Here is a 16666-nt window from a genome sequence, read left to right as displayed (position 1 = left end):
GAAGTCGGATATATCCGACTTCGACCGCTTTGGAATGCCGAACTCGGGTGGACCCGAGTTCGATGGGGAGAGGGAGCCCGCCGAGTTTGCGGCGGCGTGTTCGGCCAAACGTCCCTACTTCAGCAGCCCCGCCGCCTTGTACGCCTGCTCCGCGCCGGGATGCATGCTTAGCGGCGCGACGTCGGCGAGCGCCGCCGGGCCCATGCGCGAGAACGGCGGATAGGCCTTCTTGAGATAATCGTAGTGGTCGATCATGCCCTTCACGATCGTCGCCGCCTCCGCGTCGGGCATCTTGCTCGAGGCGACCAGCACCACCATGCCGGTGACGGTGTTCACCGGCTGCTTGGCGAAGGGATAGGTGTCGGCCGGCACAGTGACCGGCTTGGTGCCGACATCCGCCGACAATTTATCGGCGACCGCCTTGTCGAGACCGATCAGGCGCATGTCGACGTCGCGCGCCATGTTCTTCACCTGCGCCGAGGGGAAGGCGAGCATGTTGAGCACGAGATCGGTCTGGCCGTTCTTCAATTCGGCCAGGCCGGTGTTGTAGTCGACATAGTCGACGCGGCCGCCCCATTTCGTGATGTCCTGCGGCGTGATGCCCGCGGCCTTGAACACCTCTTCGCCCATCACCGCCATCATGGTGCCGCGCTTGTTGAAGGCGACGCGCACCGGCATCTTGTTCTTCTTGATGTCGTCGAGGCTGGTGATCTTGCCGTCGGCGCGCACCAGGATCTGCACCGCGGCCTGCGGATCGAGCAGGGCCAGCGCGCGGATGTCGGTGACCTTGTCGTGGAACGGCGCCACGCCCTTCTGCCCGCGCAGCGCCATCTGCGCATGCGTGATGCCGAGCTGCACCTTGCCGGCGGAGACGAGCTGCACGTTGGCGGCGTCGACGCCCGGCTCGTAGGTGAAGGCGGAGCCCGGCGCCTGCAGCCGGATCGTCTCGCCGATGGCGGTGCCCATCGTGCTCCAGGCGCCGCCGACGGAGCCGCCGGCCAGGGTGATCTTGAGCGGCGCTGCAAAGACCGCGGTTAGGCCCAGGGCCGCCATGCCGGCAGCCGCCAGGGCGCGATGGCGCCATCGCTTCGTCCAAAGTGCTCGCATCTGTTCCTCCGTTCCGGGGAGAGTGTAGCGTTCCTTGCGGCGCCGGCCATCGTGCGGATCGCACGGCGCCCTTTCTTCTTCGCACCCGGTTTGACAATCCAAACACGGGCGCTATCGTTTGTACACATACAAAATCCGTGCCGAAGCCGCGCTGCCCTGTCGCCGGCGCGGCAGGCACGGCATGATCGCGGCCGGAAGGACGTCCCTTATGCTCGATCTCTATCTCGTCAACCGGCTGATCGATCTCTGGCTCGCCGAGGACATCGGCCACGGCGACATCACGTCGCTGACCATGATCGACGCCGACGCCAAAGCCACGTTCGCCATGAACGCGCGGCAGCCGATCGCCGTCGCGGGGGTCGAGGTCGCCGCCGCCTGCTTCCGTCGCTACGACCCCGGCGTGCAGATCACGCTGACGGCAAACGACGGCGACCGCGTCGCGCCTAAGACGACGCTGCTGAAGATCTCGGGCAAGGCGCGCAGCCTGCTCACCGTCGAACGCACCGCGCTCAACATCGTGCAGCATCTCTCCGGCATCGCCACCGAGACGGCGCGCTGGATGGACGCGATCAAAGGCACGAAGGCGAAGCTCATCGACACGCGCAAGACGACGCCCGGCCTGCGCGCGCTGCAGAAGCACGCCGTCATTTGCGGCGGCGGCGCCAACCACCGCCTCGGTCTCGATAGCGGCGTGATGATCAAGGACAACCACATCGCCGTGTGCGGCAGCATTGCCAAGGCCGTGGAGCGCGCCCGCGCCGGCGCGCCCGCGCTGGTGAAGATCGAGGTCGAATGCGATCGCCTCGAGCAGGTGAAGGAAGCGCTGGCCGCCAAGGCCGACGTCATCATGCTCGACAACATGTCGCTCGACGATATGCGCACGGCGGTGAAGCTCATCGACGGCCGCATCCCGCTGGAAGCGTCTGGCGGCGTGAAGTTCGATACGGTGCGCGCCATCGCCGAGACCGGCGTCGATTTCATCTCGTCGAGCAAGATGATCCAGGGCTCGCCTGCGGTCGATATCGGGCTGGACGAGGCCTGAGCTATGAAACCCGCCGCCTTCGTCCGCCATGTGCCGAAGACGCTCGATGAGGCGGTGAGGATCCTGGCCGAGGTGGCGCCGCAGGACGGCCGCGTGCTTGCCGGCGGGCAAAGTCTCGTGCCGATCATGGCGTTCCGGCTGGCGAAGCCGGCGCATCTCGTCGACATCAACGAAGTTGCCGGACTCGACAAGATTTCGAACGATGGAAAGACGCTCAGCATCGGCGCGTGCGTGCGCCACGGCGCCTTCCACAGGCCCGTCGTCGACGGCCCGCTGGGCGCCCTGCTCGCGACCGTGGTGCGCCACATCGCGCACTACCCGATCCGCATGCGCGGCACCTTCTGCGGCAGCCTCGCCCATGCCGATCCCTCCTCCGAATGGTGCCTCGTCGCGGCGACGCTCGACGCGACCATGATTGCGGTGAGCACGCGCGGCGAGCGGCGCATCGCGGCGAAGGATTTCTTCAGCGGCATCATGTCGACGGCGTTGGCCGAAGACGAATTGCTGGCGCGGGTCGAGCTGCCGCTCCTGCCTGCCGGCACGCGTTTCGGCTTCAACGAGTTCAGCCGCCGCGCCGGCGATTTTGCCATGAGCGCGAGCCTCGTCACCTATCGCCTCGACGGCGGCAAGATCGTCGATGCGCATGTCGGCGTCGGTGGCGCCGAGCCGTATCCGCGCCGCATTGCCGAAGCGGAAAGCGCGCTGAGCGGGCAAGCGCCGGGCGACGCCGTCTTCCGCGCCGCCGCCGAAGCGGCCGCGAACGCGGTCGAGGCGATGGAGGATCACCAGACCACGGCCGAGTATCGCTGCGATCTCGTGCGCGCCGTCGTGCGCCGCGCGCTGGAGCAGGCGAACGCATGAGCGCGCATACGCAAGGCGTATCCTTTCCCCTCCCCCCACGCGCTCTTGCGCGTGGTGGGGAGGGGTCAGGGGTGGGGGGCAAACAACGCTGCACAAGATTCCCCCCACCCCGATTTGCAATCGCAAGCGATTGCAAATCGACCCTCCCCACCGCTTCGCGGGGGGAGGGTCAGGAAGGTGCGCCATGACCGCGCATACCAAGGGCAGCGGCATGACCTGGGTCGGGCGCGCCATCCGCCGCGTCGAGGACCCCGCGCTGGTGACCGGTCAGGGACGCTTCACCGCCGATCTGCCTGCGGTCCACTGGGTGCGCTTCCTGCGCAGTCCCGCTGCCGCCGGCAAGATTGAAAGAATCAAGACACCGGACGGCGCGACGGTCATCACCGCCACCGATTTGACGGGTGTGAAGCCGATCCTGCCGATGCTGCACAAATTCGAGTACAAGCCGCTCGGCCAGCCGATCCTCGCCGACGGCGAGGTGCGCTTCGTCGGTGAGCCGGTCGCCGCCATCGTCGCGGCGTCGGAGGAAGAAGCCGAGGACATCGTCGACGAGATCGAACTCATGATCGGCGACGCGACGCCGCTGGTCGATGCCCGCGATGCGCTCGCCGAAGGCGCGCGGCAGATCCACGCGTCCGTCCCCGGCAACGTCATCCTCGAAGGCCGCATCCAGACGCCGGACTTCGACAAGGTGTGGGCGAGCGCGGCGAAGGTCATCACGGTCGAAGCGCGCTCGCACCGGCAGAACGCGACGCCGATAGAGCCCCGCGCCGCGCACGCCGCGTGGGATGCGTCCACGGGCCGCGTCACCCTCACCTGCACGACGCAGATGCCGCATCTCACGCGCACCGCCATCGCCGACGTGCTCGGCATGCCGGAATCCGACCTGCGCGTGATCGCGCCGGACGTCGGCGGCGGCTTCGGTCAGAAGATGTCGCTCGCGGCCGAATACGTCGTACTGGTGTGGCTGGCGCGGAAGTACAGGAGCTCTTTCGCCTGGACCGAGGACCGGCGCGAGAACCTGATCGCCTCGTACCATGCGCGCGACCAGTACATTTCGCTGCACGGCGCCTTCGATGCGCAGGGCAAGCTGCTCGCGCTCAAGACCGACATCGTCTCCAATGTCGGCGCCTATTCCTGCTTTCCCACCACCTGCGGCGTCGAGCCCCTGATGGCGATGGCGGAGATGCCCGGCCCGTATGACTTCCGCGCCTATGACTGCCGCGCCCGCGGCGTCGTCACCAACACCTGCACCATGGCGCCCTATCGCGGCGTGTCGCGGCCGATCATCACCTTCACGCTCGAGCGGCTGATGGAAAAAGCGGCGCGCGCGTTCGGCATGGAGCCGGTCGAGATCCGCCGCCGCAACCTCATCGCCAAATTCCCCTACACCTCTGCTGCCGGCCTGACATTCGACGAGGCAAGCTACAGGGAGACGCTGGAGATGGCGGCCGCCGCCATCGACGTGCCGGCGTTTCGCAAGCGGCAGAGCGAAGCGCGCGCCAAGGGCAAATATCTCGGTCTCGGCTTCGGTGCCTTCTCCGAGCGCACCGGCTACGGCAGTCCGGCCTTCGCCGCGCGCGGCATGGCCATCACGCCCGGCTGGGAAACGGTGATCCTCACTGTCGATCCGTCCGGCTTCATCGAGGCCCGCATCGGCGCCTCGCCGCACGGCCAGGGCCTGCGCACGACGCTTGCGCAGATCGTCGCCGACGAACTCGGCGTCACGCCCGACGTCATCAAGGTCGTACACGGCGATACCGACCGCTCCCCTTACGGCTGGGGCACCTTCGCCAGCCGCTCGCTGGTCATCTGCGGCGGCGCGACATTGATCGCCGCGCAGAAGGTCCGCGCCAAGCTGATCAAGCTCGCCAGCCACGTGCTGGAAGCGGCGCCGGGCGACATCGTGCTGGAGGACGGGGCGGCCAAAGTCGCCGGCACAGACCGCAGTGTCACGATCGCGGCGCTGGCGCGCGAGGCCTATACGCAGACGCACCGCTTCAAGGGCGAGATCGAGCCGGGCCTGAGCGAAACCGCCACCTACGATCCGCCCGGCACCTTCTCCAATGCCTGCCATGTCGCCGAAGTCGAGGTCGACATCGATACCGGCCGTACCACGATCGTACGCTATCTCGTTGCCGAGGACGCCGGCCGCATCATCAACCCGATGATCGCCGACGGCCAGGTGCACGGCGGCGTCGCGCAGGGCATCGGCAACGCATTGTACGAGGAGATCGTCTACGACGAGAACGGCGCGCCGTTGACCGCCACGCTCGCCGACTACATGACACCGACGGCGCATGAGGTGCCGACGATCGAGTTGCTGCACAAGGAAACGCCGAGCACGGAGTCGATCACCAAGGCCAAGGGCCTCGGCGAAGGCGGCGGCATCGGCGCGCCGGCCGCGGTGATCAACGCCATCAACGACGCGCTTCAACCGTTCGACGTCGTCATCGACGAGATGCCGGCGACGCCGCAGCGCGTCCGCGCGGCGCTGCGCGCCAAGGGGCAAGCCGCATGAGCGCGCGACATGCCCCGTTCGTTCCCGCGCAAGCGGGAACCCAGAGCCACAATGATGGGCCGAAGTGTTTTGCGCTAGGTCCCCGCTTTCGCGGGGACGAACGGTCGAGAGGCTCTGAATGACCGACAAATCCTACATCACCCTCACCATCAACGGCCGCGCCCACACCATCGCGGTCGAGCCGCGGCGCACGCTCGTCGACGCGATCCGCGAGAACTGCGGCCAGACAGGCACGCATATCGGCTGCGAGCACGGCGTCTGCGGCGCCTGCACCGTCATCGTCGACGGCGCACCGGTGCGCTCCTGTCTGATGTTTGCGGTGCAGGCCGACGGCAAGGCGATCCGCACCGTCGAGGGGCTGGCGCAAGGCGATCACCTGCATCCGATGCAGCAGGCGTTCATGGACCATCACGGTCTGCAGTGCGGCTTCTGCACGCCCGGCTTCCTGATGCTCGCGGTCGGCGTGCTGGAGCGCGAACCGGACATCAGCGACGAGGACCTGCTCGAGGTGCTGTCGTCGAACCTCTGCCGCTGCACCGGCTATCAGAACATCATCAAGGCCGTGCGTGCCGCGGCCAAAGAGATGCGGAAGTGACGGCAACGCCGCGCACTCTCTTTGCCTCTCCCCGCTTGCGGGGAGAGGTCGGAACGCGGGCGCGGAGCGCGCGCGTTTCGGGTGAGGGGGCGCATCGGAACGCTCAGGCAGTGGAAAAGCCCCCTCACCCCGGCCCTCTCCCCGCACGCGGGGAGAGGGAGCGCGCTGCGGTGCGCGGCCATGGCTGAAGCGAAGCACAAGGTTATCGGTCGTTCTCTTGCCCGCCGCGAGGACCCGCCGCTGCTGACCGGACAAGGCCGCTTCGCCGCCGACATCAATTTTCCCGGCCAATGGATCATGCGCGTGGTGCGCTCACCCGTGGCGCATGGCGAGATCAAGGGCATCGACGCCTCGGCCGCGCTGGCGCTGCCCGCCGTCCACGCGGTGTGGACCTACAAGGACGTCGCCCATATCCCGCGCATCCCGTTCCGCCTCACCGGCCTGAAGACGCTCGAGCCTTACCAGCAGCCGGTCCTGGCCGACGGCGTCGTGCGTTACGTCGGCGAGCCGGTGGCGTTGGTGTTTGCAGACGACGCCTACATCGCCGAGGACGCCGCCGAGCTGGTCACGCTCGACATCGCGGCGCGCGATCCGATCATGGATGCCTCCGGCGAAACGGGCGCATTCGATGAAACGCGCACGACCGAGCCCGACGTCGTTCGCAAGGGCTACGGCGACGTCGAGACTGCGTTCCGGAATGCGCATGCGGTGGTTTCGCTTGAGCTCGTGGTTGGCCGCCACACCGGCGTGCCGATGGAGACGCGCGGCGCCATCGCCACCTACGACGCTTCGCGCGACCTGCTGGAAATGCACGGCGCCGCCAAGGTGCCCCACTGGAACCGCGATGCGCTGGCGCGCATGCTCGGCCGTGCGCCAGAGACCATGCACCTGCACGAAGGCCATGTCGGCGGCGGCTTCGGCATCCGAGGCGAAATCTACCCCGAGGACGTCGCCGTCTGCGCCGCCGCGCTTCACTACAAGCGGCCGATCAAGTGGATCGAGGACCGGCGCGAGCACCTGATCGCCGCCAACCATTCGCGCCAGCAGCAGCACCGCGTCCGCGCCGCGATCGACAGAGACGGCCGCATCACGGCAATCGACGACGAGTTCTTCCACGACAACGGGGCCTATATGCGCACGCATGCGGCGACGGTGCCCGATCTCGCCGCGGCGATGCTGCCCGGCCCCTATCGCGTGCCGGCCTATCGCGCCGTCGGCCACATCCGCCTCACCAACAAGACGCCGTGCGGCACCTACCGCGCGCCGGGCCGGTACGAATCAACCTTCGTGCGCGAGCGGCTGATGGACGCCATCGCCGCGCAGTGCGGGATCGACAGGGTCACGGTGCGCCGGCGCAACCTGCTGCCGCAGAGCGCGATGCCCTACGACGTGCAACTCGACACGCTCGGCACGCACATCGTTTATGATTCCGGCGACTATGCGCTGCTGCTCGACAAGGCATTGAGGCTCGCCGGCTGGGACGAGTTGCAGGCCGGCATAAAGGCGCGGCGCGCGAAGGGCGAGAAGGTCGGCGCCGGTGTCGCCATGTTCGTCGAGAAGAGCGGGCTCGGTCCGTTCGACACGGTCCGCATCGAGATCAAACAGGACGGCGTCGAGGTCGTCACCGGCAACGCCTCGGTCGGCCAGGGCATCGAGACCGTGGTGGCGCAGATCTGTGCCGAGACGCTCGGCGCCGCCTACGAGACCATCAACGTCGTGCACGGCCAGACCGACCGTATCGCCCGCGGCATGGGCGCGTTCGCCTCAAGGGTGACGGTGATGTGCGGCGAGGCCACGCGGCTGGCGGCGGTGAAGCTGCGCGATGCGGCGCTCAAGGCCGCGGCCGAGTTGATGCAGACCTCGGCCGAGAAGCTCGACATCGCCGACGGCAATATCGTCGCCATCGACGGCGGCGCCTCGATGCCGCTCACCGCGCTCGCGGGGCTCACCGCCGAGGACACCTTCGAGTCGAGCCACATGGTCTATCCGTACGGGGTGCACGTCGCCACGGTGCGCGTCGACGGCGAGACCGGCGGCGTGCAAATCGAGAAATACGCCATCGCCTACGACATCGGCCGCGCGGTCAATCCGCGGCTGGTCGAAGGCCAGCTCGCCGGCGGCCTGGCGCAGGGCATCGGCGGCGCGCTGTACGAGGAATTCCTCTACGACGAGGCGGGCGAGCCGCTGTCGGTCACATTCGCCGATTACCTGATGCCGACGGCGCACGAGGTACCGGCCCCTCTCCTCCTCGTCACCGAGGATGCGCCGAGCCCGCTCAACACGCTCGGCCTCAAGGGCGCCGGCGAAGGCGGCGCCAATCCGGTCGGCGCGGCGCTCGCGTCGGCCATCGACGACGCGCTGCAGAGACCCGGCGCCGTGACACGGCTTCCTGTCACGCCGCAGCGGCTGAAGGCGCTGATCCGGCGCTGATCACGGCTGGAAATGCGGCCGGTAGCCGCTTTGCGTCTTCTCGATACGGCCGGCGAACGGCAGTCCGACGTGGCCGGGGAACACCAGCGCGTCGGTCGCGGCGCAATGGTCGAGCACCTTGCGGCGGCTGGCGCGCGCCTGGTTGACGTCGGAGTTCTTCGGGAAATTCCAGTCCGGGTGATGCACCTGCAGCAGGTGATGCCAGACGTCGCCGACGAAGGCGGCGCGCTCGCCTTTGCTCTCGAGCTTGAAGAAGACGTGGCCTGGCGAATGGCCCGGCGCCGAATCGATTTCGATGAAGTCGTTGAGCCGGTGCGCGCCGCCTGAGACGAGATCGGCCTTGCCGTATTCGAGGATCGGCACCACGCACTCGCGGAAGGTGCCGAGCTCAGCCGGCCCCTCTTTCGGATCGGCATCGATCTTGGAGAAATAATCGACGTCCGGCCTGGAAAAGACGTAACGCGCGTTCGGGAAGGTCGGCACCCATTTGCCGTCGCGGTTGATCGTGTTCCAGCCGACATGATCGTGGTGCAGGTGCGTACACATCACCACGTCGACGTCCTCCGGCTTGACGCCGACGGCGGCGAGCCGCGCGAGATAGGGCTCGTTGAGCATGTGCCAGAACGGCCGGCCGGGCTTCACCTTGTTGTTGCCGCAGCAGGCGTCGATCAGGATCGTCTGGCCGCCGACCTTGAGCAGCCACGAGTGCACGCTGAGCAGGATGCAGCCGCTTTTCGGATCGTAGTGATGCGGCGCCATCCACGGCATGTATTCTTCGAGCTGCGCGTCGGTGATCTCGGGGAAGATGGTGCGCAGCGGATAGGTGGGCAGGAACGTCTCCTCGATGCGCGTGATCGCCGCCTCGCCGACTTTGAACATGGTCGCCATCCCCTGATGTTTCTTAGCGCGGCGGCAGGATCGCCTTGGCCGCATTGCCGACCGCCTCGATATCCTCGCCGGCGTCGAGGAAGCAGACGATGCGGCACGGGCAGCCTTCGAGGCCCTCGTAGCGCCATGGGAAGGCGCCGATCAGGCAGCGCCTGTTGAGCATCAGCTCGATGTCGCCGCCGAGGTTTTCTGCGTGCAGCAGGCCTTCCTGGAACGCCCAGTTGTGGAACGGGAACACGTCGGCTGACACTTTCCGGCCCGAGCGCTTGTGCGTGTACTCGAACGTGCCGAAGAACTCGCCCGGCGTCTTGCCGTGCTTCTTCGTGAACTCCTCGGCGAGGTCAGGCCGCATAGTGCGGATGGACGTGTTCATCGCGTGGTCGCAGGAGCCGGTATCCATGCCCCACCATTTGATCTTCTTCTTCAGCATCCAGGCGAGCGTGTCGAGGCTCGGGCCGGGGTGGTAGCAGAAGTATTTGACCAGATCCTGCTGCGGCTGGCCTTCGTAATGCCTGTGCCAGCCGGTGTGCAGGATGAGGATGTCGCCCTCGCGAATATCGGCGCCGGCACTCTCGATGATCTCCGGCGTGATCACTGCCCAGTCGTGCATGTGCTTCGAGATGTCGACGACGACGCCGCGATTGACCAGATAATCGAGCGGCAGGTGCGCCATGTCGCCCTGCGGATTGTCGGTCGCGTGCATGGCGCCGTCGAAATGCGTGCCGACGTGCAGCGCGGTGTCGATACGCTGCGCCACGATGCGCACCGTCTGCAGGTTCTGCGCGTAGTACATCTTGTTGCCGGCGTAGCCGACCCAGCCGGGCGTATGCACGTTCATGACGTGGGACAGATCGACGATCTTCATGGCCGCTCCGTTTCAGGACATTGCGGCCAATCGGATCATAAGAAGCGGTGCAGCGCCAGATGCGCGCCGAGCGCCAGGATGCCGATGAAGAAGCAGAGCCGGAAGGTCTTCGGCGAGATGAGGCCACGTATCTTCTGCCCGACGACCATGCCGACGAGCGCGCCGGCGAGCGCGGCGACCGTCGGGAGAACGACGCTGCTGTTCATCGCGCCCGCGTGCGACAGCGCCACCGCCAGCGCGACGGTCGCCACGGTGAAAAAGAGGCCGAGCGCCTGCACCAATCGATCGCGATCGAAACCGAGCGACTGCGTGTAAGGCACGCCGGGAATGGCGAACACCGCCGTCGAGACGCTAATCGCGCCGGTGGCGATGCCGGCCACCACGCCGACCCAGCCTTCGTGCCGCGGCGGGGTCTTCGGATGCAGATTGCACAGGCCGAAAATCGCGTAGACGGCGAGCGCGACGCCGAGCCACGTGGTCGCCTCGCCGCTGTTCGCGCTCGGCATCCACACCGCGCCGGCCCACGTGCCGATACAGATGCCGATGAGCATCGGCCAGAGCCGCGCCACCACCGAGCGGAAGTGGCCGCCGGCAAGCGCCTGCCAGATATTGGTGACCAGCGACGGCACGATCAGGATCGCGGCCGCCTGCGACGGCGTCATCATCAGGCCGAGCAGACCGACGGCGACGGTCGGCAGACCCATGCCGATCATGCCCTTGACGAAACCCGCCAGCACGAGAATGGCGGCAACGAAGACGAGCAGCGTGGTCGAGGTCATGGGCCGTCCCGGATTGGCGGCGGCGAACTTGCGCGAGAACACGCGGCCCGACAATGCGCAAAAACGCAACCCTCGCTTCGGCTGGTGCGAATGCCCGCCATTTGCGCGAGCGGCGGCACGGGCTATAGAGACCGCGTGACGCCACCATGGGTCGAGCCATGCCCGACATTTTTGTCGCCAAAACCGCCGATTTTCCCGATGGCGAACGCCGCATCGTCACCGACGGCGCGCGCGAGATCGGCGTGTTCCATTGGCAGGGCGAGCTCTACGCTTATGAGAATCTCTGCCTGCATCAGGGCGGCCCGGCCTGCGAAGGGCTGATGATGCACAAGGTCGAGGACGTGCTCGGCCCCGACCGCACCTGGATCGGGCAACGCTTCTCGAAGGACGAGATGCATTTCGTCTGTCCGTGGCACGGCTACGAATACGACGTGAAGACGGGCGAATGCGCCGCCGACCGCCGGCTCAAGCTCAAGAGCTTCACGGTGGAGCGGCGCGGCGAGGACATCTATGTCATCACCTGACGAAGCGGGTTCGAGCGACGCCGAAGTGCAGGCGATACTGGCGCGCGCGGTGCGCCTTTACGCCGGGCGCGTGGCCGAACGCGAGGCCGACCTCGCGGCCTTCCCGGCCGACGCGCAGATGACGGCGACCGAAGTAATGGTGACGGTCACCGCCATGCTCAAGGCGGTGAATTTGCAATTGTTCGAGCTCGGCATGTGGCAGACCTGGTCGGGCCGGTAAGGGGACGAACGCGCGATGGACCTTCCGCTCTCCGACTACCGCAAAATGGCAGTCGAGGAATTCGACACCTCCAAGCTGCTCGCCCACGCGGCGCGGCAGGCGAGCGAGCGCGGCTACGGCAAGTTCCCGATCGTCGACGTCGACTCGCATCACTACGAGCTCGAGTCCTTTCACGAGATCCTCGAATATATGGAGGATCCGGTGCTGCAGCAGCTCGCCATGAGCGCGAGCCAGGCCACGTCGAAGGGCAACGGCGTGATGCCGGGCGGCGTCGGCTATCAGGACATGGGCGGCCGCGTGACGCGCTATCCGCTGCGCAAAATGGAGAAGGCGGAGGGCGACAAGCACCGCGACATCACGCTGACCAAGCGCTGGATGGATGCCATGGGCGTCGATGTCGCCGTGATGTTCCCCTCGCCGATGCTGCAGCTCGGCCTGCATCCGCAGGTCGAGGTCGAGGTCGCGCTCGGCCGCGCCTATAACCGCTGGCTCTGCGAGCGCGTGCTGGCGCACGAGCCCCGCATCCGCTCGATGCTCTATCTGCCGTTCAACGACCCAGACGCCGCGTATCGCATGGTCAAGGAGATGGGTGACAAGAAAGGCGTCGCCGGCTTCATGGTGACCAGCGCGCGCCACCGCCCGGTGCAGCACAACGGCTACATGAAGACCTATGCGCTGCTCGAGGAGATGGGCCAGCCGCTCGCCTTCCACGCCGGCTACAACTGGAACGACCAGGCGATGGGCATGATGAACAAGTTCATCTCGGTGCACGCGCTCGGCTTCGTGTTCTTCAACATGGTGCACCTGACCAACTGGATCATGAACGGGCTGCCCGAGCGCTTCCCCAAGCTGAAGGTGATCTGGATCGAGAGCGGGCTCGCCTGGGTGCCGTTCATGATGCAGCGGCTCGACAACGAGTACATGATGCGCTCGTCGGAGGCGCCGGCGCTGAAGAAGCTGCCGAGCGAGTACATGCGCGACATGTTCTTCTCGACGCAACCGATGGAAATGACCGACTTGGCGGCGCTGGAGCAGACCTTCCGCATGATGAAGGCTGAGACCCAGCTGCTGTATTCATCGGATTACCCGCATTGGGATTTCGATCTTCCCTCGACGATTTACGACCTGCCGTTCTTGAGCGAGCAGGGAAAGCGCAATATTCTTGGAGCCAATGCGATGCGCGTATTCGATTTGAAGCTTCCGGCAGAGAAGCTCGCGCGCGTCGCCTGACGCGCACCGCGCGGCCTGACAAGAACCGGTAACCGGCTACGGTCCGTCGGATCAAAGCCCAAGGGGAGAAAATATCGTGCGATATCTGATGGCTGTCTTGGCATCGGTTGCAATGCTGGCGACGCAGGCGTCCGCGCAGGACGCGAATTATCCGAACCGGCCGGTCCATATCATCGTCTGCGTGCCCGCAGGCGGCGGCGTCGACACCGTGACGCGCTTCATCGCCGAGAAGCTGGAAAAGAGGCTCGGCCAGCCGGTCGTCGTCGAGAACCGCTCCGGCGCTGGCGGCAATATCGGCGCCGAGGTCGTGTTCAAGTCGGACCCGGACGGCTACACGCTGCTCGCGTCGCAACCGGCGCCGATCACGGTCAACCCGCTGCTCTACAAGGGCATCTCTTTCGATCCCACCAAGTTCGAGCCGGTGGCGATCATGACCATCATCCCGAACGTGCTGCTGGTGCGTGAGGACTTCCCGGCCAAGACGGCGCAGGAATTCATGGCCTACGCCAAGGCCAATCCTGGCAAGATCAACTACGCCTCGCAGGGCATCGGCACCACGTCGCATCTGACGGCGGCGCTGCTCGAGCACCTTGCCGGGATCAAGTTGCAACACGTGCCGTACAAGGGCACGGCGCCGGCGCTGACCGATCTCATCTCCGGCCACGTCGACATGATGTTCAGCGAACTGGCCTCGGCGAAGAAGTTCAGCGACGCCGGGCGCGCGCGCATCCTTGCGGTCGCCACCAAGCAGCGTCTGCCGCAACTGCCGAACGTGCCGACCTTCGAGGAGCTCGGCGTGAAGGGCTTCGAGTCGATCACCTGGAACGCGATCAGCGCGCCGCCGAAGACGCCGCGCGCCATCGTCGCCAAGCTCAACGAGGCGATCGAGGACGTGCTGGCGAGCCCGGAGGCGAAGGCGCATTTCGCGAAGATCAACGCGCAGCCGGCGTCCGGTTCGCCGGCGCAGGCGACCGCGTTCATCGAGAAGGAGACCAAGACCTGGGGCGGCGTCATCAAGCAGGCTGGCATCCAGCCGCACTGATCGCCGCGTCAGCGACGACACGACGGCCGGGCGCATAACCCGTCGAAGACGGGCGTGAACGCCCTTATTGCGCCCGGCCGTTTTGCTTTTGACCGCGTCCGGCTTTCGCGGCGGTCAGCGGCCACGTATGGTTCGCCCATGGCCGCCCTGCCCTTCGCGCTTCACCCGCAGCTCTCGCACGACACCACGCCGGTCGGCGACTTGGCGCTCGCGCGCGTGCTCTTGATGAACGACGCCAATTACCCGTGGCTGATCCTGGTGCCGCGGCGCGCCGGAGCGAGCGAGATCGTCGACCTTACCGACGACGAGCAGGTCCAACTCACGCGCGACATCGCGCAGGCATCGCGCGCGCTCAAAGCCGCTTCGTCCTGCGACAAGCTCAACGTCGCCGCCATCGGCAACGTCGTGCCGCAATTGCACGTGCACGTCGTCGCCCGCCGCCGCGACGATGCCGCCTGGCCGAAGCCGGTGTGGGGCGCGACGCCGGCGATGGCCTATGCGCCGGCCGCGCGCGACGCGCTGATCGCCCGCCTCCACGACGCGTTCGGCGGGGTGTTGACGCAACCGTGATTGCGCCGACGCGGGCGGCGTGCGAAATTTCGCGGCGAATGTCGTCCCGCCCCGACCTCGGCCCCGATCTCGGCCCCAAGCCCCGCCTCGGCTACACCGAAAGCCGCATCGCGCGCGCCGCCGACCTGCGCACCGACGCCGCAAGGATCGCCGCGCTTGAGGCCGACGCCCGCGCCGGCGTCTATGTCATGGGCGGCGAGATGATCGTGTTGAAGCAAGGCGCGGCCAACGAGCCGCTGTTCGGCGTCACCGAGGCTGCCGCGCTCGGCGCCGCCACGGAAACGGTGTTTCTCGGCCTCGTCGACGGCCAGCCGCGCTTCGGCCACAGCCTGACGCCGGCGGCGGCGGAAGCGCTCAAGACGCGCGGCGATCTCCTTGTCACCGATCTGCGCTCGATCGCCGTGCAGGGCCTCGTCGCCGCCGAGCATCTTCCGCCGATGGCCGAGGCCAAGGCGGTGCTGCACTGGCACGCACGCCACCGCTACTGCTCGAATTGCGGCACCCTCAGCCATGCCGTCGATTCCGGCTGGCGGCGCGACTGCCCGAACTGCAAGACGCAGCATTTCCCGCGCACCGATCCGGTCGTCATCATGCTGGCGATCGACGGTGACAATTGCCTGCTCGGCCGCTCACCCCGCTTCGTGCCGGGCATGTGGTCGTGCCTCGCCGGCTTCGTCGAGCCCGGCGAGGCCATCGAGGACGCGGTGCGGCGCGAGACGCTGGAGGAAGCCGGCATCGTCTGCGGGCGCGTGCGCTATTTTGCGTCGCAGCCTTGGCCCTTCCCGATGTCGCTGATGATCGGCTGCTTCGCCGAGGCGACCTCGCGCGAGATCACCATCGACGCCACCGAGCTCGAGGGCGCGCGCTGGTTCTCGCGCGACGAGGCCGCCGACATGCTGCTGCGCCGGCACAAGGACGGCTTGACCGCGCCGCCGCCGGTCGCCATCGCACATCACATCGTGCGCGCCTGGGTCGAGGGCGAGGCAGGCTTTGGCTAGCGGCGCACGGATTCTCTGCGCCGGCGTTGCCGTGCAGGACATCGTCATGCACGTCGCGCAGTTTCCCGCGCCCGGCAGCAAGGTTTCCGGCTCCGATTTCTACGTTACCGGCGGCGGCTGCGCCGCCAACGCGGCGCTGGCGGCGGCCAGGCTCGGCGGACGCGCTGCCTTCGCCGGGCCGCTAGGCGAAGCGAGCGACGCCGTGAGCAGCCGCATCGTCGCCGACCTCGAATCGGCCGGCATCGACTGACGCGGTGTCGTGCGCGTGCCGGGCGCGACCGCCTCGGTGTCGATGATCCTGATCGATGCAACAGGCGAGAAGAGCATTGCCACACGGCGCGGCCATGGGCTCAACGACGGCCGCCCGGCCGACGCGGCGGCATTGGTCGCGGACGCCGACGTGGTGCTGATCGACAACCGTTACTCCGAATTCCAACTGCCGATCGCGAACGCCGCGCGGGCGCGCGGCGTGCCGCTGGTGATCGACGTCGACCGCGCCACCACGCCGGACGATTCCCTGCTGGCGCTGGGCACGCATGTGATCGCCTCTTTGGACGCGCTCGCCGCCACCACCGGCGCGCACGATCCCGCAGCCGGCCTTGCTCAGCTCGCCACGCATGCGCACGGCTTCCTCGCCGTCACGGGCGGCGCGCAGGGCGTCTGGTGGCGGGAAGGCGAGCGGCTCCGCCACATGCCGGCGTTTCCGGTCGCGGCCATCGACACGCTGGGCGCCGGGGACGTGTTCCACGGCGGGTTCGCGCTGGCGCTGGCCGAGACGGGCGATGTCGTGGCGGCGCTGCGTTTCGCCGCCGCGGTCGCTGCCCTCAAGTGCACGCACTTCGGCGGTGGCGGCGGCGCGCCGACGCGGGCGGACGTCGACGCCCTGCTGCGGACGCGCGGCTGACGCCCTCTTGAAATTAGAATGTTTTTCTATATAGATGGCACGAACTCCATACACATAGAAGATTTATTCTATATGTATGGTCATTATGGT

At 67.1% G+C, this 16666-nt stretch carries 15 protein-coding genes and 1 pseudogene; 12 read left to right on the top strand and 4 right to left on the bottom strand.

All coding sequences use genetic code 11. The features are described from left to right. Nucleotides 1–114: 114 nt before the first annotated feature. Complete coding sequence (locus tag VGV41_RS00760; protein WP_326861730.1) at nucleotides 115–1107, bottom strand: TAXI family TRAP transporter solute-binding subunit; 993 nt, start codon at nucleotides 1105–1107, stop codon at nucleotides 115–117. 208 nt (nucleotides 1108–1315) lie between these two features. Between VGV41_RS00760 and nadC the strand changes: the two genes are divergently transcribed. The 5 genes from nadC (at nucleotide 1316) to VGV41_RS00735 (ending at nucleotide 8556) form a co-directional block, all read left to right on the top strand. Then, on the top strand, nucleotides 1316–2149 hold the full coding sequence (gene nadC / locus VGV41_RS00755) for a carboxylating nicotinate-nucleotide diphosphorylase (RefSeq protein ID WP_326861729.1): 834 nt from the start codon (nucleotides 1316–1318) through the stop codon (nucleotides 2147–2149). Nucleotides 2150–2152: 3 nt separating this feature from the next. Then, nucleotides 2153–3010, top strand: coding sequence for an FAD binding domain-containing protein (locus VGV41_RS00750; RefSeq protein WP_326861728.1), 858 nt, complete (start codon nucleotides 2153–2155; stop codon nucleotides 3008–3010). Nucleotides 3011–3194: 184 nt separating this feature from the next. Then, nucleotides 3195–5531, top strand: coding sequence for a xanthine dehydrogenase family protein molybdopterin-binding subunit (locus VGV41_RS00745; RefSeq protein ID WP_326861727.1), 2337 nt, complete (start codon nucleotides 3195–3197; stop codon nucleotides 5529–5531). Between the two features lie 118 nt (nucleotides 5532–5649). After that, nucleotides 5650–6126, top strand: coding sequence for a (2Fe-2S)-binding protein (locus VGV41_RS00740; RefSeq protein ID WP_326861726.1), 477 nt, complete (start codon nucleotides 5650–5652; stop codon nucleotides 6124–6126). A gap of 180 nt (nucleotides 6127–6306) precedes the next feature. Then, nucleotides 6307–8556: a xanthine dehydrogenase family protein molybdopterin-binding subunit gene (locus tag VGV41_RS00735; RefSeq protein ID WP_326861725.1), complete on the top strand. Its 2250-nt coding sequence runs from the start codon at nucleotides 6307–6309 to the stop codon at nucleotides 8554–8556. Here the strand turns inward: VGV41_RS00735 and VGV41_RS00730 are convergent, their stop codons facing one another. Genes VGV41_RS00730 through VGV41_RS00720 form a run of 3 tightly spaced genes read right to left on the bottom strand, consistent with a single transcriptional unit; the run spans nucleotide 8557 to nucleotide 11088 of the window. Further along, nucleotides 8557–9435: an MBL fold metallo-hydrolase gene (locus tag VGV41_RS00730; RefSeq protein WP_326861724.1), complete on the bottom strand. Its 879-nt coding sequence runs from the start codon at nucleotides 9433–9435 to the stop codon at nucleotides 8557–8559. A 22-nt stretch (nucleotides 9436–9457) separates the two neighbouring features. Continuing rightward, nucleotides 9458–10309 carry a cyclase family protein gene (locus VGV41_RS00725; protein WP_326861723.1) on the bottom strand — a complete coding sequence of 284 codons (852 nt, stop codon included), beginning with the start codon at nucleotides 10307–10309 and terminating at the stop codon, nucleotides 9458–9460. A gap of 35 nt (nucleotides 10310–10344) precedes the next feature. Further along, nucleotides 10345–11088, bottom strand: a complete 744-nt coding sequence (locus VGV41_RS00720; protein WP_326861722.1) for a sulfite exporter TauE/SafE family protein — start codon at nucleotides 11086–11088, stop codon at nucleotides 10345–10347. A gap of 158 nt (nucleotides 11089–11246) precedes the next feature. On the opposite strand from VGV41_RS00720, the gene VGV41_RS00715 reads away from it, so the two are divergent. The 7 genes and pseudogenes from VGV41_RS00715 to VGV41_RS00685 all read left to right on the top strand — a co-directional run bounded on the left by VGV41_RS00715 (nucleotide 11247) and on the right by VGV41_RS00685 (nucleotide 16576). Then, nucleotides 11247–11612: a Rieske (2Fe-2S) protein gene (locus VGV41_RS00715; protein ID WP_326861721.1), complete on the top strand. Its 366-nt coding sequence runs from the start codon at nucleotides 11247–11249 to the stop codon at nucleotides 11610–11612. After that, the gene (locus VGV41_RS00710; RefSeq protein WP_326861720.1) at nucleotides 11599–11832 is read left to right on the top strand and encodes a hypothetical protein; all 234 of its coding nucleotides are present in this window, start codon (nucleotides 11599–11601) and stop codon (nucleotides 11830–11832) included. The genes VGV41_RS00715 and VGV41_RS00710 overlap by 14 nt, the downstream gene beginning before the upstream one ends. 15 nt (nucleotides 11833–11847) lie before the next feature. After that, nucleotides 11848–13062 (top strand): amidohydrolase family protein, encoded by a 1215-nt coding sequence (locus VGV41_RS00705; protein WP_326861719.1) that lies wholly within the window; start codon nucleotides 11848–11850, stop codon nucleotides 13060–13062. Nucleotides 13063–13150: 88 nt separating this feature from the next. Continuing rightward, nucleotides 13151–14104, top strand: a complete 954-nt coding sequence (locus tag VGV41_RS00700; protein ID WP_326861718.1) for a tripartite tricarboxylate transporter substrate binding protein — start codon at nucleotides 13151–13153, stop codon at nucleotides 14102–14104. Between the two features lie 138 nt (nucleotides 14105–14242). Continuing rightward, a complete protein-coding gene (locus VGV41_RS00695) occupies nucleotides 14243–14674 on the top strand; it encodes an HIT family protein (protein WP_326861717.1) in 432 nt (143 codons plus the stop codon). A 38-nt stretch (nucleotides 14675–14712) separates the two neighbouring features. Then, nucleotides 14713–15672, top strand: a complete 960-nt coding sequence (gene nudC / locus VGV41_RS00690; RefSeq protein ID WP_326861716.1) for an NAD(+) diphosphatase — start codon at nucleotides 14713–14715, stop codon at nucleotides 15670–15672. Further along, nucleotides 15665–16576, top strand: a pseudogene (locus VGV41_RS00685) (PfkB family carbohydrate kinase). Before nudC ends, VGV41_RS00685 begins: the two are co-directional and overlap by 8 nt. Nucleotides 16577–16666 lie beyond the last annotated feature (90 nt).

The organism is Pseudolabrys sp. (assembly GCF_035943735.1).
Lineage (GTDB): Bacteria > Pseudomonadota > Alphaproteobacteria > Rhizobiales > Xanthobacteraceae > Pseudolabrys.
The sequence above is the reverse complement of the archived record's forward strand: the minus strand, read 5'-3'. Positions and strand labels throughout refer to the sequence as shown.